This is a genomic window from Streptomyces sp. NPDC086077 (assembly GCF_040686175.1).
Lineage (GTDB): Bacteria > Actinomycetota > Actinomycetes > Streptomycetales > Streptomycetaceae > Streptomyces.
This window is the reverse complement of record NZ_JBFBJT010000062.1, coordinates 1-25,673: the sequence shown is the minus strand read 5'-3', so window position 1 is coordinate 25,673 and position 25,673 is coordinate 1. Positions and strand designations below refer to the sequence as shown.

23 protein-coding genes and 2 pseudogenes are annotated in these 25,673 nt (G+C 72.2%); 10 read left to right on the top strand and 15 right to left on the bottom strand.

The window, feature by feature from the left end:
* Positions 1–29: 29 nt before the first annotated feature.
* Together AB0O67_RS19415 and AB0O67_RS19410 are read right to left on the bottom strand one after the other, a co-directional pair.
* A pseudogene (locus tag AB0O67_RS19415) lies at positions 30–1,480 on the bottom strand (penicillin-binding transpeptidase domain-containing protein).
* A gap of 147 nt (positions 1,481–1,627) precedes the next feature.
* Entirely contained in the window at positions 1,628–2,401 is a 774-nt protein-coding gene (locus tag AB0O67_RS19410) for an IclR family transcriptional regulator (RefSeq protein WP_365451597.1), read from the bottom strand.
* Positions 2,402–2,551: 150 nt separating this feature from the next.
* Here AB0O67_RS19410 and AB0O67_RS19405 point away from each other — a divergent pair, with 150 nt between their 5' ends.
* From AB0O67_RS19405 to AB0O67_RS19390, 4 genes are all read left to right on the top strand, one after another.
* Positions 2,552–4,081: an aldehyde dehydrogenase (NADP(+)) gene (locus AB0O67_RS19405; RefSeq protein WP_365451595.1), complete on the top strand. Its 1,530-nt coding sequence runs from the start codon at positions 2,552–2,554 to the stop codon at positions 4,079–4,081.
* Between the two features lie 134 nt (positions 4,082–4,215).
* Positions 4,216–4,824: a DUF1349 domain-containing protein gene (locus tag AB0O67_RS19400; protein ID WP_365451593.1), complete on the top strand. Its 609-nt coding sequence runs from the start codon at positions 4,216–4,218 to the stop codon at positions 4,822–4,824.
* Positions 4,825–4,932: 108 nt separating this feature from the next.
* On the top strand, positions 4,933–5,649 hold the full coding sequence (locus AB0O67_RS19395) for a DsbA family oxidoreductase (RefSeq protein ID WP_365451627.1): 717 nt from the start codon (positions 4,933–4,935) through the stop codon (positions 5,647–5,649).
* A gap of 95 nt (positions 5,650–5,744) precedes the next feature.
* Positions 5,745–6,797 carry an aminotransferase class V-fold PLP-dependent enzyme gene (locus AB0O67_RS19390; RefSeq protein ID WP_365451591.1) on the top strand — a complete coding sequence of 351 codons (1,053 nt, stop codon included), beginning with the start codon at positions 5,745–5,747 and terminating at the stop codon, positions 6,795–6,797.
* Between the two features lie 74 nt (positions 6,798–6,871).
* Here AB0O67_RS19390 and thpD read toward each other — a convergent pair whose 3' ends face one another.
* The 6 genes from thpD to AB0O67_RS19360 form a co-directional block, all read right to left on the bottom strand.
* Positions 6,872–7,765, bottom strand: a complete 894-nt coding sequence (gene thpD / locus AB0O67_RS19385; protein WP_365451589.1) for an ectoine hydroxylase — start codon at positions 7,763–7,765, stop codon at positions 6,872–6,874.
* A 6-nt stretch (positions 7,766–7,771) separates the two neighbouring features.
* Complete coding sequence (locus AB0O67_RS19380) at positions 7,772–8,176, bottom strand: ectoine synthase (RefSeq protein ID WP_365451587.1); 405 nt, start codon at positions 8,174–8,176, stop codon at positions 7,772–7,774.
* Between the two features lie 45 nt (positions 8,177–8,221).
* Positions 8,222–9,505: a diaminobutyrate--2-oxoglutarate transaminase gene (gene ectB / locus AB0O67_RS19375; RefSeq protein ID WP_365451585.1), complete on the bottom strand. Its 1,284-nt coding sequence runs from the start codon at positions 9,503–9,505 to the stop codon at positions 8,222–8,224.
* Positions 9,506–9,680: 175 nt separating this feature from the next.
* Positions 9,681–10,205 carry a diaminobutyrate acetyltransferase gene (gene ectA, locus AB0O67_RS19370; RefSeq protein ID WP_365451583.1) on the bottom strand — a complete coding sequence of 175 codons (525 nt, stop codon included), beginning with the start codon at positions 10,203–10,205 and terminating at the stop codon, positions 9,681–9,683.
* Between the two features lie 329 nt (positions 10,206–10,534).
* Positions 10,535–11,071, bottom strand: a complete 537-nt coding sequence (locus AB0O67_RS19365) for a DinB family protein (protein WP_365451581.1) — start codon at positions 11,069–11,071, stop codon at positions 10,535–10,537.
* 462 nt (positions 11,072–11,533) lie between these two features.
* Positions 11,534–12,634 carry an aminotransferase class V-fold PLP-dependent enzyme gene (locus AB0O67_RS19360; RefSeq protein ID WP_365451625.1) on the bottom strand — a complete coding sequence of 367 codons (1,101 nt, stop codon included), beginning with the start codon at positions 12,632–12,634 and terminating at the stop codon, positions 11,534–11,536.
* Positions 12,635–12,810: 176 nt separating this feature from the next.
* Between AB0O67_RS19360 and AB0O67_RS19355 the strand changes: the two genes are divergently transcribed.
* From AB0O67_RS19355 to AB0O67_RS19340, 4 genes are all read left to right on the top strand, one after another.
* Positions 12,811–13,656 (top strand): transporter substrate-binding domain-containing protein, encoded by an 846-nt coding sequence (locus tag AB0O67_RS19355; RefSeq protein WP_365451579.1) that lies wholly within the window; start codon positions 12,811–12,813, stop codon positions 13,654–13,656.
* Entirely contained in the window at positions 13,653–14,489 is an 837-nt protein-coding gene (locus AB0O67_RS19350) for an amino acid ABC transporter permease (RefSeq protein ID WP_365451577.1), read from the top strand. Before AB0O67_RS19355 ends, AB0O67_RS19350 begins: the two co-directional genes overlap by 4 nt.
* On the top strand, positions 14,486–15,304 hold the full coding sequence (locus AB0O67_RS19345; protein ID WP_365451575.1) for an amino acid ABC transporter ATP-binding protein: 819 nt from the start codon (positions 14,486–14,488) through the stop codon (positions 15,302–15,304). Before AB0O67_RS19350 ends, AB0O67_RS19345 begins: the two co-directional genes overlap by 4 nt.
* 81 nt (positions 15,305–15,385) lie before the next feature.
* Positions 15,386–16,471 carry an amidohydrolase family protein gene (locus tag AB0O67_RS19340; RefSeq protein WP_365451573.1) on the top strand — a complete coding sequence of 362 codons (1,086 nt, stop codon included), beginning with the start codon at positions 15,386–15,388 and terminating at the stop codon, positions 16,469–16,471.
* Positions 16,472–16,517: 46 nt separating this feature from the next.
* Here the strand turns inward: AB0O67_RS19340 and AB0O67_RS19335 are convergent, their stop codons facing one another.
* On the bottom strand, positions 16,518–17,771 hold the full coding sequence (locus AB0O67_RS19335) for a serine hydrolase domain-containing protein (RefSeq protein WP_365451571.1): 1,254 nt from the start codon (positions 17,769–17,771) through the stop codon (positions 16,518–16,520).
* Between the two features lie 283 nt (positions 17,772–18,054).
* Between AB0O67_RS19335 and AB0O67_RS19330 the strand changes: the two genes are divergently transcribed.
* A complete protein-coding gene (locus AB0O67_RS19330; RefSeq protein WP_365451569.1) occupies positions 18,055–18,984 on the top strand; it encodes an SCO1860 family LAETG-anchored protein in 930 nt (309 codons plus the stop codon).
* A 206-nt stretch (positions 18,985–19,190) separates the two neighbouring features.
* Here AB0O67_RS19330 and cobC read toward each other — a convergent pair whose 3' ends face one another.
* From cobC to cobM, 6 genes are read right to left on the bottom strand one after another with little or no spacing between them, the layout of a single operon-like run.
* Positions 19,191–20,246 (bottom strand): Rv2231c family pyridoxal phosphate-dependent protein CobC, encoded by a 1,056-nt coding sequence (gene cobC, locus AB0O67_RS19325; RefSeq protein WP_365451567.1) that lies wholly within the window; start codon positions 20,244–20,246, stop codon positions 19,191–19,193.
* The gene (locus AB0O67_RS19320) at positions 20,236–21,159 is read right to left on the bottom strand and encodes a sirohydrochlorin chelatase (RefSeq protein WP_365451565.1); all 924 of its coding nucleotides are present in this window, start codon (positions 21,157–21,159) and stop codon (positions 20,236–20,238) included. Before AB0O67_RS19320 ends, cobC begins: the two co-directional genes overlap by 11 nt.
* Entirely contained in the window at positions 21,156–21,743 is a 588-nt protein-coding gene (locus AB0O67_RS19315) for a precorrin-8X methylmutase (protein WP_365451563.1), read from the bottom strand. The genes AB0O67_RS19320 and AB0O67_RS19315 overlap by 4 nt, the downstream gene beginning before the upstream one ends.
* Positions 21,740–23,449, bottom strand: coding sequence for a precorrin-3B C(17)-methyltransferase (cobJ, locus tag AB0O67_RS19310; protein ID WP_365451561.1), 1,710 nt, complete (start codon positions 23,447–23,449; stop codon positions 21,740–21,742). The genes AB0O67_RS19315 and cobJ overlap by 4 nt, the downstream gene beginning before the upstream one ends.
* Positions 23,446–24,681, bottom strand: coding sequence for a precorrin-6y C5,15-methyltransferase (decarboxylating) subunit CbiE (cbiE, locus tag AB0O67_RS19305; protein ID WP_365451559.1), 1,236 nt, complete (start codon positions 24,679–24,681; stop codon positions 23,446–23,448). Before cbiE ends, cobJ begins: the two co-directional genes overlap by 4 nt.
* Positions 24,678–25,496 (bottom strand): precorrin-4 C(11)-methyltransferase, encoded by an 819-nt coding sequence (cobM, locus tag AB0O67_RS19300; protein WP_365451557.1) that lies wholly within the window; start codon positions 25,494–25,496, stop codon positions 24,678–24,680. Before cobM ends, cbiE begins: the two co-directional genes overlap by 4 nt.
* A gap of 82 nt (positions 25,497–25,578) precedes the next feature.
* On the opposite strand from cobM, the pseudogene AB0O67_RS19295 reads away from it, so the two are divergent.
* A pseudogene (locus AB0O67_RS19295) lies at positions 25,579–25,673 on the top strand (permease); the annotation flags it as partial.

The window sequence follows — 25,673 nt, the reverse complement described above, 5'->3', positions numbered from 1 at the left end:
GGCAACCCCGTCGGGTCGCCCCCCTCGCCCTACCGCAGCGCCGCCTCCATGACGGCCTTGGCCACCGGCGCGGCCAGTCCGTTGCCGCTGACCTCCGAGCGCTCCGCGTCCGACTGCTCCACCACCACCGCCACGGCGACCTCAAGGTCCGAGGAGTCGGACTTGGCGTACGAGGTGAACCAGGCGTACGGCGTCTTGCTGTTGTTCTCGCCGTGCTGGGCCGTACCCGTCTTGCCGCCGACGGTGGCGCCGGGGATCTGCGCGTTCGACCCCGTGCCCTCCTCGACGACCGTCTGCATCCCGACTGCAACTGCTCGGCGGTCTCCGAGCTGACGATCTCCCTGCTGGAGGCGTTGTCGTCGTAGTCCTCCAGCACATCGCCGCTGTGGTCGGTGATCTTCGACACCATGTGCGGCTCGACCAGCTCGCCGCCGTTGGCCAGGGCCGCGGACACCATGGCGATCTGGAGCGGCGTGGCGGTCACGTCGAACTGGCCGATGCCCGACAGCGCGGTCTGCGCGTCGTCCATGTCCTTCGGATACACGCTCTCGTAGGCGCGCACCGGAACGTCCTGCTCGCCGTCGTCGAACCCGAACCTCTCCGCCATCGCGCGGACCTTGTCCTGGCCCAGGTCGACGGCCATCTTGCCGAAGACGTTGTTGCAGGAGTACTGGAGCGCGACCCGGATCGACGCGTCCTCGCAGGGCGCGTTCGGGTTCTCGTTGGTGAGGTTGTCCGAGGACTGCGGCAGCGGGTACGGGTCGGGGCTCTTCGTCCTGTCGTCCACCGACGCGTACAGCCCGTCCTCCAGCGCGGCCGCCGCCACCACCAGCTTGAAGGTGGAGCCGGGCGGCAGCGGCTGGCGCAGCGCCCGGTTGGTCATCGGCTTGTCCTCGTCGTTCTCGGTGAGCTGCGTCCAGACCTCCGAGTTGCCCGCGGTGATCTCCGACGGGTCGTACGACGGAGTGGAGACGACCGCCAGGATCCTGCCGCTTTTCGGGTCGATCGCGACGGCGGCGCCCTTCTTGTCACCGAGCGCCTCGAACGCCGCTCGCTGGGCGTCCGGGTCGATCGTCGTGATCACGTCACCGGGGTCGGCGCGCTTGTTGGTGACCGTGTCCATCACGGTCTTCAGCCGCGTGTCGGTGCCGTCCAGCAGGTCCTGATAGATGCCCTCCAGCTGGGTGGCGCCGTAGACCTGCGAGCTGTAGCCGGTCACCGCCGCGTACAGCGCGCCGTCCTTGTACGTCCGCTTGTATCTGAGGTCGCCACTTGTCGTCCGGGCCGATCCGGTCACCGAGTCGCCGGCCACGACGATGTTGCCGAGCGGCTCGCTGTACAGCTCGATCGCGTTCCGCCGGTTGTCCTTGTCGTCCGCGAGTGCCTGGCCCTCGTAGAACTGCACCCAGGTGGCCCGGACCAGCAGGACCAGCACCAGGAGCAGCGTGAAGACCGACGCCCGCCTGATCGTCTTGTTCATTCCGCTACTGGAGACGAGCGGCAGGGGCGGAACGTTCCCTTCCGTCCGTTTTCTCATCCGCTCCTCAGAAAACCGGCCTCGTACGCGGCGATCACCGCCTGGGTACGGTCCCGGGCCGCACGGGGGAGGCCGGGCAAGCCCCGCGGCTCACAGCCTCCGCGTGGCGAGCGTCAGGCGGTCGCGGGCGTCGAACAGGGCGTCCTTCACCATCTGTTCGTGCGCGGGGGTGAGCCGGGCCACCGGGATCGAGCAGCTGATGGCGTCGCGGGCCGGGGTGCGGTAGGGGATGGCCACGCCGAAGCAGCGCAGGCCGAGAGTGTTCTCCTCGCGGTCGACGGCGTACCCCTGCTCCCGTACCTGGTGCAGCTCCTCGATGAGCTTCTCCCGGTCGGTGATGGTGTGCTCGGTCAGCGCGGGCAAGGTCTCCGGCAGCAGCTTGCGCACCTGCTCGTCGGAGAAGGTGCTGAGCAGCACCTTGCCCAGCGAGGTGGAGTGCGCGGGCAGCCGGCGTCCGACGCGGGTGAACGGGCGCAGGTAGTGCTGCGACTGGCGGGTGGCGAGATAGACGACGTTGGTGCCGTCCAGGCGCGCCAGGTGGATGGTCTCGGTGGTGTCGTCCGAGAGCCGGTCCAGGGTCGGCCGGGCCACCGCGACCACCTCGTCACCGTCGATGTACGACGTGCCGACGAGCAGCGCCCGCACGCCGATGCCGTACCGCGTGCCCGTGGCGTCCGTCTCCACCCAGCCGAGCTCGACGAGGGTGCGCAGCAGCATGTACAGGCTCGACTTGGGGTAGCCCACGGCCTCCTGGACGGCGGCCAGCGAGTGCATGCCGGGACTTCCCGCGAAGTACTCGAGCAATTCCACCGTCCGCACCGCGGACTTGACCTGCGCCCCGCCGCCTGTCTCGGCTGCCGACATCGCCCTTGACCCCTTCGTTCGACGGGAAACCGGAGATATAGTCTCCATCATATTCACGAACGGAGACAGCGTTCAGTATATCGAACAGCGCTGGTCGGTGGCGTGGAGAGTGACCTACGTACTGCGGCAAGACTTCTGGAGGGACCCGCGGTGGCAGCAGCACCAGTCTGGAGTGTCGACCCCCGTACCGGGAAGCAGCGGGAACAGGTTGCGGTGGAAGCCACAGCCCAGGAGGTGGACACCACCGTCCGCGCCGCACACGCCGCCCGGGGCGCCCTCGCCGACCGCGCCGTCCGCGCGGCCTTCCTGCGCACCGCCGCGGACGAGCTGGAGGCGGCGCGGGACGGGCTCGTGGAGACCGCCGACGCCGAGACCGCGCTGGGCCCCGTCCGGCTGACCGGCGAACTCGCGCGCACGTGCTACCAGTTGCGGGCATTCGCCGGCATCGTCGACGAGGGCGCCTTCCTGGACGTCGTCATCAACCACCCCGACGACACGGCCACCCCGCCCGTCCCCGACCTGCGCCGCCACAAGGTCCCGCTGGGCGTCGTCGCCGTCTACTCCGCCTCCAACTTCCCCTTCGCCTTCTCCGTCGCCGGCGGTGACACCGCCAGCGCGCTCGCCGCCGGCTGTCCCGTCGTCGTCAAGGCCCACCCCGACCACCCGGCGCTGTCCGAGCTGGTCGCCAAGGTGCTGCGCCGGGCCGCCCGGGAGCACGGCATCCCCGACGGGGTGGTGGGCCTCGTCCACGGCTTCGAGGCGGGGGTGGAGCTGATCGGGCATCCGCTGGTCGCGGCGGCCGGGTTCACCGGTTCGGTACGCGGTGGGCGCGCCCTCTTCGACGCGGCGGCCGCCCGCCCCGTCCCGATCCCCTTCCACGGCGAGCTGGGCTCCCTGAACCCGGTGCTCGTCACGGAGGCGGCGGCCGAGGAGCGCGCCGAGCAGATCGGCGGCGGGCTCGCGGGCTCGATGACGCTGGGCGTCGGGCAGTTCTGCGTGAAGCCCGGGCTGGTGCTGGCGCCGTCCGGCGCGGCGGGGGACCGGCTCGTGAAGTCGCTGACGGACGCGGTCAGCAACACCGAGGCCGGCGTGCTGCTGGACCACCGGATGCGGGACAACTTCGTCGCCGGCGTCGCCGAGCGGGCCGCGCTCGACGGCGTCGAGTCGCCCGTGACGCCCGGCGCGGGCGGCGAGCACACGGTCAGCGCGGGCTTCCTGACGGTGCCGGCGCGGAAGCTGGCGCGCGAGGGCGCGCACGACCTGCTGCTGGAGGAATGCTTCGGGCCCGTCACGGTCGTGGTCCGCTACGAGGACGCGGGCGAGGCGACGGCCGTGCTCTCCCGGCTGCCGGGCAACCTCACAGCGACGGTGCATCTGTCGGCGGAGGAGGCCGCGGGGGAGGGGCGTGGGCCGGAGCTGCTCGCGGAGCTGACGCCGCTCGCGGGGCGCGTGCTGGTGAACGGGTGGCCGACCGGAGTCGCGGTCGCGCCGGCCCAGCACCACGGCGGGCCCTACCCGGCCACGACCTCGACGTCCACCTCCGTGGGCGGTACGGCGATCGAGCGGTGGCTGCGGCCGGTCGTGTACCAGGGGGCACCGGAGGCGTTGCTGCCGCCGGAGTTGCGGGACGGGAACCCGCTGGGGCTGCCCCGGCGGTTCAACGGGGTCCTGGAGCGGTAGCGCCGGGAGCGCCGTGGCGGGTGCGGTGGGCCGCGGGTCGTGTGTGGCTTGTCGCGCCCGTGCGGCGGAGCCGCACATTTCCGCAGCGGACCCTCGCCCCCGAGCGGCGTCGGCGAGCCTGGGATGATGGCGCGATGGACATGGAGCTTCCCGAAGTGCCCTTTTCCCTCCGCAGCTACGGGCCCGACGGCAACTGGGCCTACGAGGACGGCGTGCTCACCGGGTGGGCCGGGGCGCGGCAGGACCGGTTCGTGCCACCCACCGGGGAGGCGCTGGAGCCCGCCTCCGACGCGCCCCGGCTGCTCGGGGCACCCGAAGGCGACTTCCAGCTGATCGCCCGTGTGACGGTCGGTTTCAACGCCGCCTTCGACGCCGGGGTGCTCTACGTGCACGTCGGCGAGCGGGCGTGGGCCAAGCTCTGCCTGGAGTACTCCCCGGACGTGCCGACCATCTGCACGGTGGTCACCCGCGGGCACTCCGACGACGCCAACTCCTTCACCGTGGAAGGGAGTTCCGTCTGGCTGCGAGTCAGCCGCACCGGCCGCGCCTTCGCCTTCCACGCCTCCCGGGACGGCGAGCGCTGGACCTTCGTGAGGCTGTTCACGCTGGGCGAGGAGAAGGAGACGGGCGCCGCGTTGGTCGGGTTCATGACCCAGTCGCCGATGGGGGCGGGGTGCGTGGTGACGTACGACCACATCGAGTTCCGTCCGGTCTGGCCACGGGAGCTGCGCGACGGAAGCTGAGTACGAGGGTCGGCCCCGGCGCCCGGGAATGAACGGGAACTCTTGAACGTTCACGTACCCGGTGGAGAAGGCCTCCGCCGCCCGTACGACCTGGAGAGTGCCGTGACCCTGCGTGTCGAGATCTGGAGCGACATCGCCTGCCCCTGGTGCTACGTGGGCAAGGCCCGCTTCGAGAAGGCGCTCGCGGCCTTCCCGCACCGCGACGGGGTCGAGGTGGTGCACCGTTCCTTCGAGCTGGACCCCGGCCGGGCCAAGGACGACGTGCAGCCCGTGCTGACGATGCTCGCGAAGAAGTACGGCATGAGCCCGGCGCAGGCGCAGGCCGGTGAGGACAACCTGGGTGCGCAGGCCGCCGCCGAGGGGCTGGACTACCGGACGCGCGACCGTGACCACGGCAACACCTTCGACATGCACCGGCTGCTCCACCTCGCCAAGGAGCACGGCCGCCAGGACGAGCTGGTCCAGCGGCTGTACCGGGCGAACTTCGCCGAGGAGCGGTCCGTCTTCAACGACGACGAGCGGCTCGTCGAGATCGCCGTCGGCGCCGGGCTCGACGAGGCAGAGGTGCGCAAGGTGCTCTCCGACCCGCAGGCCTACGCCGACGAGGTGCGCGCCGACGAGCGGGAGGCCGCCCAGCTCGGGGCCAACGGGGTGCCGTTCTTCGTGCTCGACCGGAAGTACGGGGTGTCCGGCGCCCAGCCCACCGAGGTGTTCGAGCGGGCGCTGAGCCAGGCCTGGGGCGAGCGGCCGCCGCTGACGCTGATCGAGGACGGCGCGGCGGACGCGTGCGGCCCCGACGGGTGCGCGGTGCCGCCTCGCCAGTGAAGGCCCAGGTCAGGCCGGGTCCATAAGAGCTCCTTAGGGAATCCCCGTAGAAATACGCGATGGACGGGCAGATCCTCCGGCCGCACAGTGGATCCATGGAGACCTTCGAGAGCCTGGTCCGCGCCGAGTTCGCCCCGCAGAACACCTACCTCAACACCGCGAGCAACGGGCTGCTGCCGGCCCGCACCGTGACCGCCCTGCACGAGGCGGTGCGGCTGCGGGTCGAGGGCCGTTCACTGGACCCGCTGTTCGACGACGTGGAAGCCGCCCGCGCCGCCTTCGCCCGGCTGGCCGGCGTCCCGGTCGGCCGGGTGGCGGCCGGCGCCTCGGTCGCGGCGCACACCGGCGTGATCGCCGCCTCGCTGCCCGCGGGTGCCGAAGTCCTCACCGCCGAGGACGACTTCACCTCCGTCCTCAACCCGTTCCATGTGCGCGGCGACCTCAAGGTGCGGGCGGTGCCGCTGGAGCGGATCGCCGACTCCGTCCGCCCGGGCACCGCGCTGGTCGCCGTCAGCGCCGCGCAGTCCGCCGACGGGCGCGTCGCCGACCTGCCCGCGCTGCGTGAGGCGGCCCGTGCGCACGGGGCCCGGACGTACATCGACTTCTCCCAGGCCGCCGGCTGGCTGCCCCTGGACGCGAGCGCGTACGACTTCACCGGTGTGACCTGCTACAAGTGGCTGCTCGGCCCGCACGGGGCGGCCTTCCTCGTCGTACCGGAGGACTTCGCCGGGCTGACGCCGGTGCTGGCGGGCTGGGTCGCCGGGGAGGTCCCGATGGACAGCTGCTACGGCCCGGTGACCGAACTCGCCCACTCCGCGCGGCGCTTCGACCTCACCCCGGCCCTGTTCACCTACGCCGGACTGCGCCGCTCCCTCGAACTGATCGAGGAACTCGGCGTGGACGCCGTGCACGCCCATGACCTCGCCCTCGCCGACCGCTTCCGCGCGGGACTGGGCGCACTCGGCCACGAGGCCGTCCCCGCGCCGGGCTCCGCGATCGTCTCCGTGCCGGGGCTCGCGCACCGCGCGGAGGAACTGGCGCGCGCGGACGTGCAGGTCTCCGGCCGGGCGGGCAATCTGCGGGCCTCGTTCCACCTGTACAACACGGCCGCCGACGTGGACCGGATCCTCGACGTGCTGGCCGGCTGACCCGCCGCACGACCGGAGCCCGGACCCCCTGCTGAAGGGGGTCCGGGCTCCGCGGTCGGCTCAGGCCCGGTGGCTCACTTCACCGGGGTGAAGTCCGTCGCCCCGATGAACGACGGGCGGCGCACCGGCGCGGCGAACGGCTCCACGGCCGCGTTCTCCACGCTGTTGAACACGATGAAGACGTTGCTGCGCGGGAACGGCGTGATGTTGTCACCCGACCCGTGCATGCAGTTGCAGTCGAACCAGGTCGCCGAACCGGCCTTGCCGGTGAACAGCTTGATGCCGTACTCCGAGGCCATCGCGGTCAGCGCCTCGTCCGAGGGCGTGCCCGCGTCCTGCATCTGCAGCGACTTCTTGTAGTTGTCCTTCGGCGTGGCCCCCGCGCACCCGAGGAACGTCTTGTGCGAACCCGGCATGATCATGAGCCCGCCGTTGGTGTCGTAGTTCTCGGTCAGCGCGATCGAGACCGACACCGTGCGCATGTTCGCCAGACCGTCCTCGGCGTGCCAGGTCTCGAAGTCCGAGTGCCAGTAGAAGCCGCTCGCCCCGAAACCGGGCTTGACGTTGATCCGCGACTGGTGGACGTACACCTCCGAGCCGAGGATCTGCCGCGCCCGTCCGACGACCCGCTCGTCGCGCACCAGGGCGGCGAACACCTCGCTGATCCGGTGCACTTCGAAGACGGACCGGATCTCCTTGGACTGCGGCTCGACGATCGACCGCTCGTCGGCGCGGATCGCCGGGTCGTTGACCAGCCGGTCCAGCTCCTGCCGGTAGACGGCGACCTCGTCCTCGGTGATGATCTCCTCGACGGTGAGGAAGCCGTCACGCTCGTAAGCCTGGAGATCGGCGACGCCGATCGGTCCCGGCGTACCGGGCGCGCCCCAGACGACGGGGTCCTTGCGGGGGGTGGACACCTCGGTGGTGCCGCGGCTGGGATAGAGATCGGTGACGGTGGTGGTGGTCATGTCCGGTCACACCTCCTCGGGTTCGGTGAGCAGGGGGTAGACCCCGTTCTCGTCGTGGTCCTCCCGCCCGGTCACGGGCGGGTTGAACACGCAGATGCAGCGGAAGTCCTCCTTGACGCGCAGCGTGTGCCGCTCGTGTCCGTCGAGGAGGTACATGGTCCCGGGCGTGATGGTGTACGTCCGGGAGGTCTCGTGGTCGGTCAGCTCGGCCTCGCCCGCGACGCACACCACGGCCTCGACGTGGTTGGCGTACCACATCGACGTCTCGGTGCCGGCGTACAGGACCGTCTCGTGCAGGGAGAAGCCGACCTTCTCCTTGGCGAGGACGATGCGCTTGCTCTCCCAGGTGCCGGACGCCGATTTCACGTGCCGGTCGGTGCCTTCGAGTTCCTTGAACGAACGGACGATCACGGTGGTGCGATGCCTCCTAGTTGAATGGGATGGTGGTGAGGGGCCTCAGACGGCGGCCGGGGAGGTCTCCCGGACCGCGCGGGCGAGGACCCGCAGGCCCTCGTCGAGCTCCTCGGGCGTGATGGTCAGCGCGGGCAGCAGCTTGACGACCTCGCTCTCGGGGCCGGACGTCTCGATGAGCAGCCCCAGTTCGAAGGCGCGCCTGGCGATCCGCCCGGCCCGCTCCTTGTCGTGGAACTCCATGCCCCAGACCAGACCGCGGCCCCGGTACTCCTTGACGTCTGCGAGGTTCTCCTCGGTGATGGCGATCATGGCCTGTTCGACCTGTTCGCCCCGCGCACGGGTCTGCTTCTCCATCGCCGAGCCGTCGGTCCAGTACGTCTCCAGCGCGGCGGTCGCGGTGACGAACGCCGGGTTGTTGCCGCGGAAGGTGCCGTTGTGCTCGCCCGGCTCCCAGACGTCCAGCTCGGGCTTGAACAGGCACAGCGACATGGGGAGCCCGTACCCGCTGATGGACTTCGAAACCGTCACGATGTCGGGGACGACCCCGGCCTCCTCGAAGGAGAAGAAGGCGCCGGTACGGCCGCAGCCCATCTGGATGTCGTCGACGATCAGCAGCATGTCCTGGCGCTCGCACAGGTCGGCGAGCGCGCGCAGCCACTCGGGACGGGCCACGTTGATGCCGCCCTCGCCCTGCACCGTCTCGACGATCACGGCGGCGGGTTTGTTGAGGCCGGAACCCTGGTCCTCCAGCAGGCGCTCGAACCACAGGAAGTCCGGGACCTGGCCGTCGAAGTAGTTGTCGAACGGCATCGGCGTGCCGTGCACCAGCGGGATGCCGGCACCGGCCCGCTTGAAGGCGTTGCCGGTCACGGCGAGGGAGCCGAGGGACATGCCGTGGAAGGCGTTGGTGAACGACACGATCGCCTCGCGTCCCTTCACCTTCCGCGCCAGCTTCAGCGCGGACTCCACGGCGTTGGTGCCCGTCGGGCCCGGGAACATGACCTTGTACGGCAGATCCCGCGGCCGCAGGACGAGGTCCTGGAAGGTCTGGAGGAAGCCGCGCTTGGCGGTGGTCGACATGTCGAGACCGTGGGTGACGCCGTCCCGCTCCAGGTAGTCGAGCAGGGCCCGTTTCAGCACGGGGTTGTTGTGCCCGTAGTTGAGGGAGCCGGCGCCGGCGAAGAAGTCGAGGTACTCGTGGCCGTCCTCGTCGTACATCCGGCTGCCGCGCGCACGGTCGAAGACGGTGGGCCAGCCGCGGCAGTAGCTGCGCACCTCGGACTCCAGGGTTTCGAAGACGCTGAGGTCGGGCTGGGTGATGGTCACGGTAATTCGCTCCTCTGTGCGACAGGTGAGTGCGGGGGTCGTGGCGAGAGCAAGGTGGGGAGCTCGGTGGGCGCGGGGACGCGCGGCCCGCGTGAGGGTCGGGGCCCGAGTGCGAGGTCGGGGCCCGGGTGCGAGCTGGGGCCTGTGGTCCTGCCCGGGCGCCTGTGGGCGCGGATCAGTCCGATGCCCGTGGCAGGTGGGTCAGCGGGCCGATGCGGTAGAGGACCTCGGGGTCGTGGGGGCCGTCCGGGAACTGGTCCGTGCCGAAGAGCACCTCGCGCTCGACGCGGGCGTCGTGGCGCGCGGCGTACGAGGTGAACAGCCGCTCGGAGGCGGTGTTGCCCGGCGTGATCGTGGTCTCCACGGTGTTCAGTCCGTGTTCGGCGGCGACGCGGGCGGTCAGTGTGTCGAGCATGCGTGCCGCGAGCCCGCGGCCGCGCTGTGCGGAGTCGACGGCCACCTGCCAGACGAGCAGGGTGCCCGGGCGGTCCGGCCGCAGGAAGCCGGTGACGAACCCGACGGCCTCGCCGTCGGCCGTGCGGGCCACGGCCGAGGTGCCGGCGAAGTCGCGGCACCACAGCAGATAGCTGTACGCGGAGTTCAGGTCGAGCGTTCCGGATTCCTTGGCGAGCCGCCAGAAATCGGCGCCGTCGGCCACCGCCGGGCGGTCTATGTGCAGGTCTGCTTGTGCGGCAGTCATGCAAATTCAATTTACCCATCGCGAATTGAAAATGCATGACCGCTGGGGGTTACGAAAGGCTGTGTCTTGTGTTATCGCGCGGGCGCGGGTGTTCACGCGAGAAGGCGACGATATGCCCGAGTTCATGGGGGTTATACGGGGCGAAACGGCCGCGATGTGTAACGCGTCACAACCATGTGACCCTCACGAGATCTGCCCGAATCGGATCGCTTGGCGTTCGCGAAATCTTTGCGTTTAAGGTCGAGGAAAGCGGGCAGAAGAATACGGGAAGCTGCGCTGGATTGAAATACGGAATGATGGCCGGAGAATGCTCGCATATTGCTGTGAATTCAAGTTCCGGTCACCCCGTCGATACGCTCGCGGAGGATGTCGGCGTGACCGTTGTGCCGGGCGTACTCCTCGATGAGGTGGATGAGCACCCAGCGCAGGGACACGTCCATGCCGTCCAGCGGACCGTCCACCAGCCGCCCGGTGTCGTCCAGTGGCCGGCCGGCGGAGATCTCCCGGCCGCGCGCGATCTCCCGGTGCCAGACGGTGAGCGCCTCGTCGAGACCGCGCTGCGGGCGCAGGGCGTACCCCGTCTCGTCCTCGTACACCGGCGGCACGTCGAGACCGGCGAGCACCCGCTGGAACCAGTTCCGCTCGACCTCGGCGAGGTGCTGCACGAGGCCGAGCAGGGTGAGCGAGGAGGGCGGGGCCGCGGCGAGCCGCAGCTGGGCGTCGTCCAGCCCGCGGCACTTCAGCTCCAGCGTGGCCCGGTGATAGTCGAGCCACCCCTCCAGCATGGCCCGCTCGTCACCGGTCATGGCGGGCACGGGCCGACCGTCGGGAAGGGTCAGGGGAGTGGCGGGGGTGTCGGCAGTCATGCGCCGAGCATGCCAGGGGGCACCGACAGCGGGGCGGCCCCGGCTGCCATCGCATGTGACGGCATGCCCGCAGACCGCCGCCACGCCCAGGGGAACCGGTGGACAACCACTGGGCCAAGGCCCGCGGCGCGCGACACCACCGAGGGACCCGCGCCCCGCCGGCCCCCGCTCCGGCCGCCCGTCAATGGGCCGAGCGGCGCCGCGAGCTCTCCACCCTGCCCGGCTCGACCCCGGCCGCACGCCCTGAAGCCCACCCGCCCGCCGGCACCTTTGCGACTGGACCCTGCCCCGCGGAGGCCTGTGCGGCCGACCACCGGTCCGTGGAGGTCTCTGTGGCCGGGGTGCGGGCGGACTGTCCGGGCGCGGAGGTCTCTCGGGTCGGGCACCCGCCCGGGGATCTCCTTGCCGCGGGGTGGCCGAGGGCGAAGCGCCTTGGCGCCGGGATCCCGGCCGTGGATCTTCCTACCGCCAGGCCTCCTCCGCCGCGCGGCGGCAGGAGTCCAGGTCGGTGGGGTGGCCCTCGTCCGTGAGGGCCGCGCCCAGGGCTGCCAGGCTCGCCTGGACCGCGCGCGGGGTCGCGTCCGGGCCGTAGTGGTTGACGCGGATCATCTCCTTGGCCAGGGCGCCGCCGCCCGCCGCCAACGGGAGGGCCGGGTCGGAGGCGAGGGCGCGGGCGACCAGCTCCGAGGCCACGACGCCCGGCGGGGTGCGCAGGGTCGTCGCCACCGGCGCGGCCTCCGAGGCCTTGTGGACGTACGGCTCAAGGCCGCCGCCCAGGGCCGAGGCCCCGGCCCGCGTCGCCGCCGCGGCGGAGGCGTGGCGGGCCGTCACCGTCTCGAGCCCCTCCGTCTCGATGCGCTCGACACACGCCTCCAGCGCCAGCATCTCCAGCTGTGCGGGCGCGTGCAGCAGAGCCTTGCGGCCGGCGTCGACCCAGCGCTCCTTCCAGTCCAGCAGCGACAGGTAGGACCGCCGTGGCGCCCGCGGGTTCGCCGCCATGCGGGCCCACGCCCGCTCGCTCACCGACACCGCCGACACCCCGGCGGGCCCGCCCATCGCCTTCTGCGCCCCGATCACGCACAGGTCCACACCCCACGCGTCCGGCAGCACCGGCTCGGCACCCACGGAGGCGACGGCGTCCAGGTAGAACAGGGCACCCTGCTCCCGCACCACCGCACCGATCTCCGCGACCGGGTTGGTGTTCCCGGTCGCCGCCTCCGCGTGCACCAGCGACACGAAGTCGATCTCCGGGTGCTCGGCGAAGGCCTCCCGGATCGCCTCCGCCGTGACCGCCGTGTGGAACGGCACCGCGAGGTCGTGCACCGTCGCCCCGCAGTCCCGCAGCCAGTCGCCGAAGGTCTGTCCGTACGGGCCGGTGATCACGTTCAGCGCCACCGTCCCCGGCCCCGCGGCCGCCCGGATCGCGCCCTCCAGCGGCAGCAGCGCCTCACCCTGCATGATCACGACGTCCTGCCGGGTGTCCAGCAGCCTGGCCACCCGGTCCTCGATGGAGGCGAAGTGCGCGGCGCTCAGCGGGGCGAGGTCCAGGAAGGGATGGGTCACGACGGTGCTCTCTTCGCTCACGGGATCAACGTGGTCGAGCCTAACCGCCCGGCCGTCGGGCCCCTGATCGCCGGTGAGTTCGCAGGTGGCACCGCTGCGTGACCATCGGTTTGTTTTGAGCACCCCAAAGCTCTCCTTATAATCGGAACATTCAGTTCCCTCACAGGAGGTTCCCCGTGAACACGGTCCTCGGGCGCCGGGCCCGCATTCTGGCCGCCACCACCGCGACGGCCGGGCTGGTGCTGGTCGCCGGCTGCTCGTCGGACGGCGACGGCGGCGGCACGAAGACCGCCGGCGGGGTCGAACTCGTCAAGGCCGGCCAGCTCACGACCTGCACCCACCTGCCGTACCCGCCCTTCCAGTCGGAGATCGACGGCAAGGTGCAGGGCTTCGACGTCTCCCTCGTCGACCTGGTCGCCAAGGACCTCGGCGTGCAGCAGCAGATCCTCGACACGCCGTTCGAGAACTTCAAGACCGGCGCGTTCCTCAACTCCGGCGAGTGCGACCTGGCCGCCGCCGGCATGACCATCACCGAGGAGCGCAAGAAGAACGTCGACTTCTCCGACCCGTACTTCGAGGCCACCCAGGCCGTGCTGGTCGACAAGAAGAGCGGCATCAAGTCCTTCGCCGGCCTCAAGGGCAAGAAGGTCGGCGCCCAGGCGCAGACCACCGGCGAGGAGTACGCCAAGAACCAGGGCCTCGACCCGGTCTCCTTCGAGTCCTCCGACGCCGTCATCAACGGCCTGCGCACGGGCCAGGTCGAGGCGGTCGTCATCGACTACCCGGTCGTCCAGGGCTGGCTCAAGGACAAGGCCAACGCGTCCGCCTTCCAGGTGGCCGAGCAGGTCAACACCGGTGAGCAGTACGGCATCACGGTGAAGAAGGGCAACGCCAAGCTGCTCGCCGCCATCAACAAGGCGCTCGCCGGCGCCAAGGCCGACGGCACGTACAAGAAGCTGTACGAGCAGTGGATCGGCCCGTACGAGGAGTCCGCCGCCTCCCCCTCGCCGACCGCCTCATGACCGACGCCACCAAGGCCGAGGTCCAGCCCCGCAAGAGGGGGCTCACACGCCGCCAGAAGCGCGGGCTGTCCCGGGGCGCGCAGTACGTCCTCTTCGTCGGCGCCCTGATCGCCCTGGCGGTCGGCGCCGACTGGGGGCGGCTGGCCAACCAGTTCGCGCAGGGCGACATCGCCCGGCAGATGTTCCCGGACGTCATCACGCTGGCGCTGAAGAACACCGTGCTCTACACCGTCTCCGGCTTCGCCGTCGGCCTGGTGCTCGGCATGGTCCTCGCGCTGATGCGGCTGTCGTCCGTGGGCCCCTACCGCTGGGTCGCCGGCGTCTACATCGAGATCTTCCGCGGCCTGCCCGCCCTGCTGATCTTCATCTTCATCGGCGTGGCCGTCCCGCTCGCCTTCCCCGGCGTCGAGATCCCCGGCGGCACCTACGGCAAGGTCGCCCTCGCGCTCGGCCTGGTGGCGGCGGCGTACATGGCGGAGACGTTCCGCGCGGGGATCCAGGCCGTGCCCAAGGGGCAGATGGAAGCGGCCCGTTCGCTGGGCTTCTCGCCGGCCCGCGCGATGGTCTCGATCATCCTTCCGCAGGCCTTCCGGATCATCCTCCCGCCGCTCACCAACGAGCTGGTGCTCCTCTTCAAGGACTCCTCACTGGTGCTGTTCCTCGGTGTCACGCTGGAGGAGCGGGAGCTGTCCAAGTTCGGCCGCGACCTGGCCAGCCAGACCGCCAACTCGACGCCGATCCTGGTCGCCGGCCTGTGCTATCTGCTGATCACGATCCCGCTCGGTTTCGTCGTACGCCGTATGGAGTCGAAGGCCCAGGAGGCCGTGAAATGAGCCGACCCGAGATCGAGATCCGGGACCTGCACAAGTCCTTCGGCGACAACCACGTCCTGCGCGGCATCGACCTGGAGATCGGCCAGGGCGAGGTCGTCTGTGTCATCGGCCCCTCCGGCTCCGGCAAGTCGACGCTGCTGCGCTGCGTGAACCTGTTGGAGGAACCGTCCAAGGGCCAGGTCTTCGTGGGCGGCACCGAGCTCACCGACCCGGACGTCGACATCGACGCCGTACGCCGCCGGATCGGCATGGTCTTCCAGCAGTTCAACCTCTTCCCGCACCTCACGGTCACCGAGAACCTCACCCTGCCGCAGCGCCGGGTGCTGCGCCGGGACAAGGCCCAGGCCGTAAAGGTGGCCGCGGAGAACCTGGACCGCGTCGGCCTGTCGGAGAAGGCGACGGCGTACCCGTCGTCGTTGTCGGGCGGCCAGCAGCAGCGGGTGGCGATCGCCCGGGCCTTGGCGATGGCCCCGGAGGTGATGCTTTTCGACGAGCCGACGTCGGCGCTGGACCCGGAGTTGGTGGGCGACGTCCTGGCGGTCATGCGCATGCTGGCGAACGAGGGCATGACGATGATGGTGGTCACCCATGAGATGACCTTCGCCCGCGAGGTGGCGGACCGCGTGATCTTCATGGACGGGGGAGTGGTCGTGGAGGACGGCAGCCCCGAGCAGGTCATCACCCGGCCCCGGCACGAACGGACCCGCCATTTCCTGTCCCGGCTCCTCGACCCGGCGATGGCGGAGGTGGAGGAGCACGAGGAGCACGAGGAGAACGAGAAGAACGAGAAGAACGAGAAGAACGAGGCCCCCTGAGGGGCGCCGGGGACCGAGTGGTCGACCATGAACGATCCGCGCCCGAAAACCGGCATGCAGCCGGGCGTTAGGGTGCGGTGCATGAGCGAAGTGCTGCACGTGAGGGGCCGCATCCTCGTCGGTCCCGAGGACGTCCGCGACGAGTTGTGGGTGATCGACGGGCGGATCTCGTACGACCGCCCGGCCGGCGTCCGCGACGTGCGCGCCCTCGACGGCTGGACGCTCCCCGGCCTGGTCGACGCCCACTGCCACGTCGGCCTCGACGCGCACGGCGCCGTGCCGCGGGAGGTCGCCGAGAAGCAGGCGCTCACCGACCGCGACGCCGGTACCCTCCTCGTCCGTGACGCGGGCTCGCCCTCGGACACCCGCTGGATCGACGACCGTGAGGACCTGCCGAAGATCATCCGCGCCGGGCGCCACATCGCCCGCACCCGCCGCTACATCCGCAACTACGCCCACGAGATCGAGCCGGACGACCTGGTCGCCTACGTCGCCCAGGAGGCCCGCCGGGGCGACGGCTGGGTCAAGCTGGTCGGCGACTGGATCGACCGCGACCTCGGCGACCTGTCGGCCTGCTGGCCCAGGGACGCGGTCGAGGCCGCCATCGCCGAGGCCCACCGCCTGGGCGCCCGTGTCACCGCCCACTGCTTCGCCGAGGACTCCCTCCAGGACCTGGTCGAGGCCGGCATCGACTGCATCGAGCACGCCACCGGCCTCACCGGCGACCTGATCCCCCTCTTCGCCGAGCGCCGCGTCGCGATCGTCCCGACACTCGTCAACATCGCCACCTTCCCCCGGCTGGCCGACGGTGGCGAGTCCAGGTTCCCGGCCTGGTCCGCCCATATGCGCCGGCTGCACGAACGCCGCTACGACAGCGTCCGCGACGCCTACGACGCCGGCATCCCGGTCTACGTCGGCACGGACGCGGGCGGCGCGCTGGCGCACGGTCTGGCGGCCGCCGAGGTGGAGGAACTGGTCACGGCCGGGATCCCGCCGCTCCAGGCCCTGTCGGCGACGACCTGGGCGGCCAGGGAGTGGCTCGGCCGTCCCGGCCTCGACGAGGGCGCACCGGCCGACCTGGTGGTGTACGGGACGGACCCGCGGGAGGACGTACGGGTGCTGGCGGCCCCGCGGCGGGTGGTGCTCGACGGGCGGGTCGTCGGCTAGGACGGGCCGGCGTCCCCCGTAGCCTCGGGCTCGCGCACGCGAACGGTCAGCGGCCCGAGGGCTGCGCGGGCAGGTCGAAGACGTGCTGCGGGCTGACGATCTTCGTGATCGCGTCGCCGAAGAGTGTGCTGGGCTCCGTGTCGTTCCGGCCGATGTCCGTGTTGAGCACCACGACGAGGGTGGCCCGGGCCGACGGCAGATAGATGGTCAGGGACTCGTAACCCGGCAGCGAGCCGTTGTGCCCGATCCAGCCCTGGACGTCGAAGATGCCGAGCCCGTACCCGGCGCCCGGGATGGTGGTGGGCGGCGTGTCGAGCCGCTGCTTCTGCGTGGCGGGGCTGATCAGGGATCTCCCGTCGGGCAGCACCCCGGTGGCGACGGTCGGCGCCCAGATGCGCAGATCCTCCAGCGTGGAGATCATCGCGCCGGCCGCCCACCCCCAGGAGGGGTTCCAGTCGGTGCTGTCGGCGACCTTCCCGTCCGCGGTCTGGTTCGTGTACCCCTGGGCGTGCGGCTCGGGGAACGCGGCGTCCGTCGCCAGCAGCGTGCTGTCCATGCCGGCCGGCTCCGTGACGTTCTCCCGGATGTAGTCCTGGAGCGGCCGGCCGCCGACCTGTTCCACGACCAGGCCGAGCAGGATCAGGTTGGTGTTGCAGTAGAAGAACTTCTCGCCCGGCTGGAACAGCACCGGATGTCTGAAGGCGTAGTCGAGCAGTTCCCGCGGGGTGAAGGGCCGCTCCGGGTCCGACGTCAGTGCTTCGAAGAAGTCCGGATCCTCGGTGTAGTTGTAGAGCCCGCTGCGCATCCCGGCGAGCTCGCGCAGGGTGATCCTGTTGCCGTTGGGCACGCCGTCGACGTACTCGCCGATGGTGTCGTCGAGGCCGATCCTGCCCTCGTCGACCAGCTTCAGCAGCGCCGTCACGGTGAACGTCTTGGTCTCGCTGCCGATCCGGGTGTACAGGTCCGGTGTCATCGGCCGGCCGGTCTCCTTGTCGGCGATGCCGAACGACCGCACGTGACTGCCCTTGCCGGGGGTCCACATGCCGACGGTCACGCCGGGCACGTTCGCGTCGCGCATGACCTTCTCCACCGCCTCGTCGACCTGCCGCTTCACCTCGGGGGTGAGCGCGCGGAAGCCGTCCGAGGGCGACGGGGACGGCGCGGGCTGCCGGGCGCCGGCCGGAGCGGCGCCAGGCGCGCCCGCCCCGAAGGCGGCCCCACCGCAGACCGGAACCACGAGTGTCCCCACCGCCACGGCGATCACGGCACCCCTGCGCAGTCGTCCGCACGCGCGCGTCATGGGCTGACTCCCAGGTCCCCGAGGGAGAGGGCCCGCAACCTGGGCCGCTTCCACCTCAGCATAGAAGCGCGCGTGGCGCGTCGCCCGTCGGAGCGCGGGCGGGCGGCCGGGGCGGTGGAGCGGGTGACCAGGACCGTGGAGGGGAACACCCGTGCCGAGAAATCGAACTCGTTCACAGAAACCCCACGATGGAGTGAAGTGACGCAGGATTGCCGCCCGTTCACTCTCGGTGCGTAATCCTTGCGGAGTCCCAAGCGTCACTCTTCTGGGGGGTTCCACCACCGTGAACAGCAACAACTTCCGTATGCCCGCTCGCCGTCCGGTCGCGCTCGCGGCCGCCGCCGTCCTCGCCGCCGGTCCCGCGGTCCTGGTCGGCGCGGGCTCCGCGCACGCGACCCCGGAGGAGGGTCGCGCGAGCGCGCTCGTCCTGCGCACCGGACTGGATGTCTCCCTGCTCAACAAGACCGTCAACGTCCCGCTCGCGGTCACCCTCAACGAAGTGCAGGCCCCGCAGAGTGCCGAGAAGACCGCGCTCACCGCCCAGTTGGACGGCGTCGACGGCGGAAAGCCGTTCAGCGTGCTGCGCGCCGACGTCGCGCAGGCCAAGGCCACCGTGGCCGGCGGGACGGCGGAGGGCAGCACCCGGCTGGCCAACGCCCGGCTGAACGTGCCCGGTCTGCCGCGGCTGTCGGTCGTCGAGGTCGAGACCGTCACGTCGACCGCGACCTGCGCCGCGGGGCAGGCGCCGGTCGCCGAGTCCGACGTGGCCGGCGTGACCGTGCTGGGCAAGAAGGTGACGCTCACCGCCGGTGGGACGACGAACGTGACGGTGCCGGGCGTGGGCGAGGTGCGCCTGGACCTGTCCCGGCGTGAGACGACCTCCCGTACGGCGGCCGCCACCGCCCTCGAACTGAACGTGTCCGTCAATCCGCTGGAGCTCAACGTGGCCGATGTGCGGGGCACCGTGACCCTGGCCAAGGCGACCTGCGAGACGCCCCCGGCGCCCGCCGAGCCGGAGGAGGAGGCCCCCGCGCCGAGCGCCGAGACGGGCACCGACCCCGCCGCCGAGGTCGAGCCCCAGGGCGGCGCCGCGGAGGCCGGCCTCGCGGAGACCGGCGGCAACTCGATGACTCCGTACATCGCGGGCGGCGCCTTCGCGCTGCTGGTGGCCGGCGGGGGAGCGGTCGTCCTGGCCCGCCGCAACCGCGGCTGAGACGTCGCGACCAGGGGCGGGGCGTGCGGCGGGCGGCTCCCGGAGGCCCTCGCGTCCGCGAGGCGGGACGTGCGGATGTCGCCGCGGGAGCCGTGGCGGTCCGTTTCCCACGGGCGGCATCCGAGGGTGCGGACGGGCGTACGCCGCCGTACGTAGCTGAAGGCGCCGTTGGGCCCGTGCGCGCCCCTGCGGTCGTCGGCGGGCGGTCAGCGGTCCGCTGCCGGTACCGCCCGTTCCAGGGCGCGGAGGAACGCATCCGCCGTCGCCCGGTCCCGTACCGCCAGCCGCAGCCACTCCTCGCCGAGTCCGGGGAAGGTGTCCCCGCGCCGGACCGCGAAGCCCACGTCGCGCAGCCGTCGGCGTACGGCGGCGGCCCCGGGCAGCCGGACGAGGACGAAGGGGCCCTCGGCCGGTGTCACGACCCGGAGGCCGGGGATGCGCGACAGCCCCGCCATGAGGTGGGCCCGGTCGGCGGCGACACGGTGGGCGGCGTGGGCCGCCTCCGCCAGGGCCTGGGGCGCCACGCACGCCTCCGCGGCGGCCAGCGCGGGGGTGGAGACGGGCCACAGCGGCTGGGCGCGTTCGAGGTCCGCGACGGTCTCCGGGGACGCCAGGACGTACCCGATGCGCAGCCCGGCCAGGCCCCACGTCTTCGTCAGGCTCCGCAGCACGACGAGCCCGGGGACGTCCGTCCGGCCGGCCAGCGCCTCCCGCTCGCCGGGCACCGCGTCCATGAACGCCTCGTCCACGACCAGCGTCCGCCCCGGACGCGCCAGCCGGACGACGGCCTCGGCCGGGTGCAGCACCGACGTCGGGTTGGTCGGGTTGCCGATCACCACCAGGTCGGCGTCCTCCGGAACGGCCGCCGGATCCAGCCGGAAGCCGTCCGCCTCGCGCAGCAGCACCCGGTCGACGGTGTGCCCCGCGTCCCGCAGCGCCGCCTCCGGCTCGGTGAACTGAGGGTGCACCACGACCGGGTGGCGTACCTTCAGCGCCCGCGCCAGCAGCACGAACGCCTCGGCGGCCCCCGCCGTCAGCAGCACCCGTTCCACCCCGACCCCGTGCCGCGCCGCCACCGCGGACCGCGCGCGGCGCCCGTCCGGATAGGCGGCGAGCCCGGCCAGCGAGCCGGCGATCACCTCCCGCAGCCAGGTCGGGGGCGTGTCCGCGCGGACGTTGACGGCGAGGTCGACGAGTGCCTCGCCGTCGTCGCGGACCTCGGCGTCGCCGTGATGCCGCAGGTCGTGTCCCTCAGCGGGCATGGGAGTGCGCGCCGTGGTGATGGTGCCCGTGGTGGTGGCCGTCGTCGTCGGGGTGGAAGTGCGGCTGCTGCGGCAGGCCCACCTTGTCCTCGAATCCGGGCAGCGCGATCCGGTACACGCAGGTGTCGCAGTTCATCCGCAGATCGCCCTTGACGGCCTCCTCGTACCGCTCCATCACCAGGTCGAGCAGTTCCGGCTCCGGGCCGATGACGTCCGCCGAGCGCACCTCGACCTCCGGGTGGGCGGCCGCCCAGCCCTCCGTCTGCGACCGCACCCGGTCGGGGAGGACGCCGGTGAACAGGAAGTAGGGCAGTACGACGACCCGCCGCGCCCCGAGCCGCACGCACCGGTCAAGGCCGCTCGGCACGTCCGGCGCGGCCAGCGAAACGAACGCCGTCTCCACCCCCGCGTATCCGCGCCCCTCCCACAGCAGCCGCGCCGCCTTGTGCACTTCGGCGTTGGCGTCCGGGTCGGTCGATCCGCGCCCGACCAGCAGCACGGTCACGTCGGCACGGTCGCCGGGCGTACGCCCCTCGGTGCCCAGCGCCTCGTCCAGCCGCCGCTCCAGCACCGACAGCAGCCCCGGGTGCGGGCCCAGCGGGCGGCCGTAGGTGTAGGAGATCCCGGGATGCCGCTCCTTCTCGCGGGCCAGCGCGGCGGGGATGTCACCCTTGGCGTGCCCGGCGGACACCAGCATCAGCGGGACGGCGGCGAAACGGCGTGCGCCCCGCTCCACCAGCTCGGTGACGGCCTCGCCCAGCGGCGGCGGGGACAACTCGATGAAGCCGCCCGCGACGGGCAGTTCGGGGTGGCGGCGCCCCAGCTCCCGTACGAAGTCGCGGAACGCCTCGGCTCCGGCGTCGTCCCGGGTGCCATGGCCGGCGATGAGCAGGGCGGGCGGCGGGGTGGTCACGGTTTCTCCTCGTACGAAGTGGGGTGATACAGCAGGGCGTTGAGGGCGGCCGCGGCGACCGCCGAACCGCCCTTCTCGGACACGTTGCTCACGGCGGGCAGTCCGCTCTCCCGCAGCGCCGCCTTGGACTCGGCGGCGCCGACGAAACCGACCGGCAGCCCGATCACCAGCGCCGGGTCCGCGTTCAGCGTCAGCAGTTCCTCCAGCGCGGTCGGGGCACAGCCGACCACCCAGATCGCGCCGGGGCCGACGTCCTCGTACGCCAGCCGCACGGCGTGCGCCGAACGCGTCAGCCCCGGCCCGGATCGGGCGTCCTTGAGCCGGCAGACGGTGTCGCGCCGGGTGATGCCGGCGGCGACCATCTCGACGTCCACGACGACGGGGGCACCGGAGTGCAGCGCGTGGTACGCCCCCTGAAGGTCCCGCTCGGCCATGACGAGGTCGGCCGCGTAGTCGAGGTCGGCGGCGGAGTGGATCACCCGCTCCACCACCGCCCGTGTGAGCGGCGGGAAGTGCGAGGTGTCCAGCCGGGTGCGCAGCCGCCGGAACGACTCCTGTTCGATGGGGTGCACCACACGGTTCACCGCGCCTCCTCCTGCTGCCAGCGGTAGCCGCGCGGCGTCACCATACGCCCCGCGATCTCCCGGGTGGCCGTGTTGCCCACGGTCACGACCGTCATCATGTCGACCGTCGCCGGATCGAGTGCGGCGAGGGTGGTCAGTCGGCTGGACTCGTCCGGCCGGGAGGCGTTGCGTACGACGCCGACGGGCGTCGTGGGCGCGCGGTGCCCCGCGAGGATCGCCAGCGCCTTGGGCAGCTGCCAGTCGCGGCCCCGGCTACGGGGGTTGTAGAACGTCACGACGATGTCCGCCTCGGCGGCCGCCCGCACCCGCCGCTCGATGACCTCCCACGGAGTGTGCAGGTCGGACAGACTGATCGAGACGTGGTCGTGCCCGAGCGGCGCCCCGAGGATCGCGCCGGCCGCGAGCGCGGCGGTCACTCCGGGGACGCCGACCACGTCGATGTCGTCCGAGGCCTCGGCCAGCGCCGGGGACGCCATGGCGTACACGCCCGCGTCCCCGCTGCCGATCAGCGCGACGGCGTGCCCCTTGCGCGCCTCCGCGACCGCCGTCCGGGCCCGCTCCTCCTCCGCGCCCAGCCCCGATTCCAGGACCCGGGTGCCGGGGCGCAGCAGATCGCGGATCTGGTCGACGTACTGGTCGAGGCCGACGAGCACGGACGCGCGGCGCAGCTCCGCCTCGGCGCGCGGGGTGAGCAGATCGCGGGCCCCGGGCCCGAGCCCGACCACCGCGAGCCGGCCGCGCCCGGGCCGCCGTACGACCGCGCAGGTCGCCATCGCCGACTTCCGCTTGGGGACGAGGAGTTCACCCCCGCCGAGCAGCGCCGAGGCCTCCGCGACGGACGGGGTGCCGACGGCGGCCAGGGGGGCGTCGGACGGGTTGGGGACCTCCACGGCCGCCAGCCGCTCCGCGGAGTAGGTCACGAGGGGGACGCCCAGCCGCTCGGCGGCGGCGACGATCCCGGGCTCCCCGGCCTTGGCGTCGACGGTGGCGAGTTCGGCGATGCTGAGAGGGGACAGGCGGGCCTCCCGCAGGGCACCCTCGACCAGCGTGAGCACCTCGTCGACATGGGCTCCCTTCGACGCGCCGACACCGACGACGAGGGACGGCGGACGCAGGACGACCTCGTCCACCGCGGGCTCCACGACACGGTCGGTGACCCGGACGGAACACACCACGCCGGTCCCGTCCGCCCCGCTTGCCGCGCCCGTGTCGTCCGCCGACACCGGCAGCGCGGGCAGCGGCCACGCCAACTCGGCTCGCAAGGCCACCGGTTCGCCGTCGAGGAGCGCCCGGGACACCGTGGCCACGGCACCCTCCACGGGCAGGCCCAGGGTGTCCAGGCCCGCCAGCCCGACGGAGTCCGTCGCCGTGGTGATCACCGGTTCGGCGCCCAGCAACCCGCCCACCCCGCGGGCGAGTTCGTTGGCGCCGCCGCCGTGCCCGCCCACCAGGGACACCGCGAACCGGCCGCCCTCGTCGACGCACACCACCCCGGGGTCGGACGTTTTGTCACCCAGCAGCGGAGCGACGAGCCGCACCACGGCGCCCGTGGCCAGGAAGCAGACCAGCTGGTCGCACTCCACGAACGCGGCCCGCACGGCGTCCCCCACGGGACCCCCGTACACCCGTGTCCGGTCCGGCCACGCCGCGGCCAGCCGGTCCCGCGCCGCCGCTCCCGCCGCCGTGGCGGAGATGAGGCCGATCACTGAGCAACTCCTTCGGTACGAGCCGGAGGCCGGACGCCCCACAGCAGGAAGACCGGGTTGGTGGCCGCGAGACGGCTCACCTCACCCGGCAGCGGCGCGAGCCGCGACGACTGCAACAGCACCCCGTCACAGGTGAACCCCGCCCCGGTGAGCGCCTCGCGCACCCCCGGCACCCGGTCCAGCGCGGCCAGGGCGACGACCACCGTCCGGCGCGCCCGTCGCGCGCACTCCGCGACCAGGGCGGGCAGCTCACGGCCTCCGCCCCCGACGAACACCGCGTCGGGGTCGTCCAGCCCGGCCAGCACCCCGGGCGCGGCACCGTGCACCACGCGTACGTCGACGCCGTGCGCCGCGGCGTTGGCCCGGATCCGGCGCCCACCGTCCGCCGCCTTCTCGACGGCGACGACGGCGGCGCCCAGCCGCGCGCACTCGACGGCCACGGACCCGGACCCCGCCCCGACGTCCCAGACCAGATCACCGAGGCGCGGCCCGAGCCGGGCCAGCGCCAGCGCCCGCACCTCGAACTTGGTGATCATCGAGTCCCGGTGCGTGAACTCGCCCTCGTCCAGCGCCCATCCGGCAGGTCCCCCGGCCGGGCCCGCGACGGTACGCACGGTGCCGAGCGCCCGCCGCTCGTCCAGGCACAGCACGACGCTCACCGCCGATCCCCAGTCCCGGTCCGCCGCCTCGGCGGGCGTCACCCGCTCCACCCGTTCGCGCGCCGGGTCACCCAGCGCGGAGGCGACCACGAGCACACGGTCGCTGTCCAGCAGCGCCGCACCCAGCTCCGCCGGACCGGACCCCGGCCCGGTCAGCACGGCGACCTTCGGCCGCGCCCGGCACACGTTCACCGCCGTGCGCATCTCCCGCCCGTGCGCGGAGACCACCACGGCGTCGTCCCAGGGGAGCCCGGCCCGCGCGAACGCGGCGGCCACGGAGGAGACACCCGCCCGCACCTGGAGCCGCTCCGTCCCGAACCGCTCGGCGAGCGCCCGCACGATCCCGAAGAACCCGGGATCCCCCGACGCCAGCACCACGACCGGCCGGTCCTTCGCGACGTACTCCTCGATGGTGTCGAGGGCCGGTGCCAGCGGGCCGAGCACGACCCGCTCGGCCGCCTCGGGCAGGCGCACGGCCTCCAGATGGCGCCGCCCGCCGACGACCAGTTCGGCGCCGGCGGCCACGTCGTCGGGCAACGGCGTCCCGGTGCCCGTGCCGACGACCCTGATCACGTGCTCGCACCCCGTTCGCGCAGGGCCCGGCGGGCCTCGGGGTCGGCCTTGCGGAAGCCGTGGAAGTGGCCCGGGTGGTAGAGGTGCGAGCGGGTGCCCTGCGCGTCGAGGGCCGGGCCGACCAGGAAGAGGGTGTGCTTCCAGAGCTTGTACTCCTTCACCGTCTCCTCCAGCGTCCCGATCGTGCACTTGACGACCAGCTCCTCCGGCCAAGTCGCCTGGTACGCGACGACGACCGGGGTGGCCGTCGGATAGCCGCCCTCCAGCAGCTCGCGCACCAACTGCCCGCTGCGGGCCGCCGACAGGAAGATCGCCATGGTGGTGCCGTGCCGGGCGAACTCCCGCACCTCCTCACCGGGCGGCATAGGCGTCTTGCCGCCACCGAGCCGGGTGAGCACGACGGACTGCGCGACCTCGGGGATCGTCAGCTCCCGCCCGGCGATCGCGGCGACGGCGGAGAACGAGGAGACGCCCGGCACGATCTCGGTCGCGATGCCGAGCGCGGCACACCGGTCCACCTGCTCCTGCGTACCGCCCCACAGGGCCGGGTCGCCGGAGTGGATGCGGGCGACCCGCAGACCCTCGGTGCGCGCCCGCTCGTACACGGCCACGACGTCCTCCAGCGACATCGCCGCCGAGTCGAGGATCTCCGCGCCCTCGCGGGCGTGTTCGAGGACCTCCGCCTGGACCAGGCTCGCGGCCCAGATCACGACGTCGGCCTCCGCGATGGCGCGCGCGGCACGGAACGTCAGCAGATCGGCGGCGCCGGGGCCGGCACCGACGAAGGTCACCTTGCCGGTGGGGGCTTCGGCCATGGGTTCGAGTCCTCTCGTACGGAAGTCAACGCGCGTGCGGTCCGATGTGCACGACCGCGAGCAGATCGGATAGCAAGGGCGCATGGCGGTGTTCGTCGCGCTGGGCGCGTTCCTGATGACGCTGGCGGGTGGCTGGACGGCGCAGCGCGTCACGGACCGCCGTCACCTCGTGCTGGG

Excerpts from the sequence above, each read along its gene's own strand:
- AB0O67_RS19410 (WP_365451597.1), bottom strand. The coding sequence starts at position 2,401 with ATGTCGGCAGCCGAGACAGGCGGCGGGGCGCAGGTCAAGTCCGCGGTG.
- AB0O67_RS19400 (WP_365451593.1), top strand. The coding sequence starts at position 4,216 with ATGGACATGGAGCTTCCCGAAGTGCCCTTTTCCCTCCGCAGCTACGGG.
- AB0O67_RS19390 (WP_365451591.1), top strand. The coding sequence starts at position 5,745 with ATGGAGACCTTCGAGAGCCTGGTCCGCGCCGAGTTCGCCCCGCAGAAC.
- thpD (WP_365451589.1), bottom strand. The coding sequence starts at position 7,765 with ATGACCACCACCACCGTCACCGATCTCTATCCCAGCCGCGGCACCACC.
- ectA (WP_365451583.1), bottom strand. The coding sequence starts at position 10,205 with ATGACTGCCGCACAAGCAGACCTGCACATAGACCGCCCGGCGGTGGCC.
- AB0O67_RS19365 (WP_365451581.1), bottom strand. The coding sequence starts at position 11,071 with ATGACTGCCGACACCCCCGCCACTCCCCTGACCCTTCCCGACGGTCGG.
- AB0O67_RS19350 (WP_365451577.1), top strand. The coding sequence starts at position 13,653 with ATGACCGACGCCACCAAGGCCGAGGTCCAGCCCCGCAAGAGGGGGCTC.
- AB0O67_RS19345 (WP_365451575.1), top strand. The coding sequence starts at position 14,486 with ATGAGCCGACCCGAGATCGAGATCCGGGACCTGCACAAGTCCTTCGGC.
- AB0O67_RS19340 (WP_365451573.1), top strand. The coding sequence starts at position 15,386 with ATGAGCGAAGTGCTGCACGTGAGGGGCCGCATCCTCGTCGGTCCCGAG.
- AB0O67_RS19335 (WP_365451571.1), bottom strand. The coding sequence starts at position 17,771 with ATGACGCGCGCGTGCGGACGACTGCGCAGGGGTGCCGTGATCGCCGTG.
- cobC (WP_365451567.1), bottom strand. The coding sequence starts at position 20,246 with ATGCCCGCTGAGGGACACGACCTGCGGCATCACGGCGACGCCGAGGTC.
- cobM (WP_365451557.1), bottom strand. The coding sequence starts at position 25,496 with ATGGCCGAAGCCCCCACCGGCAAGGTGACCTTCGTCGGTGCCGGCCCC.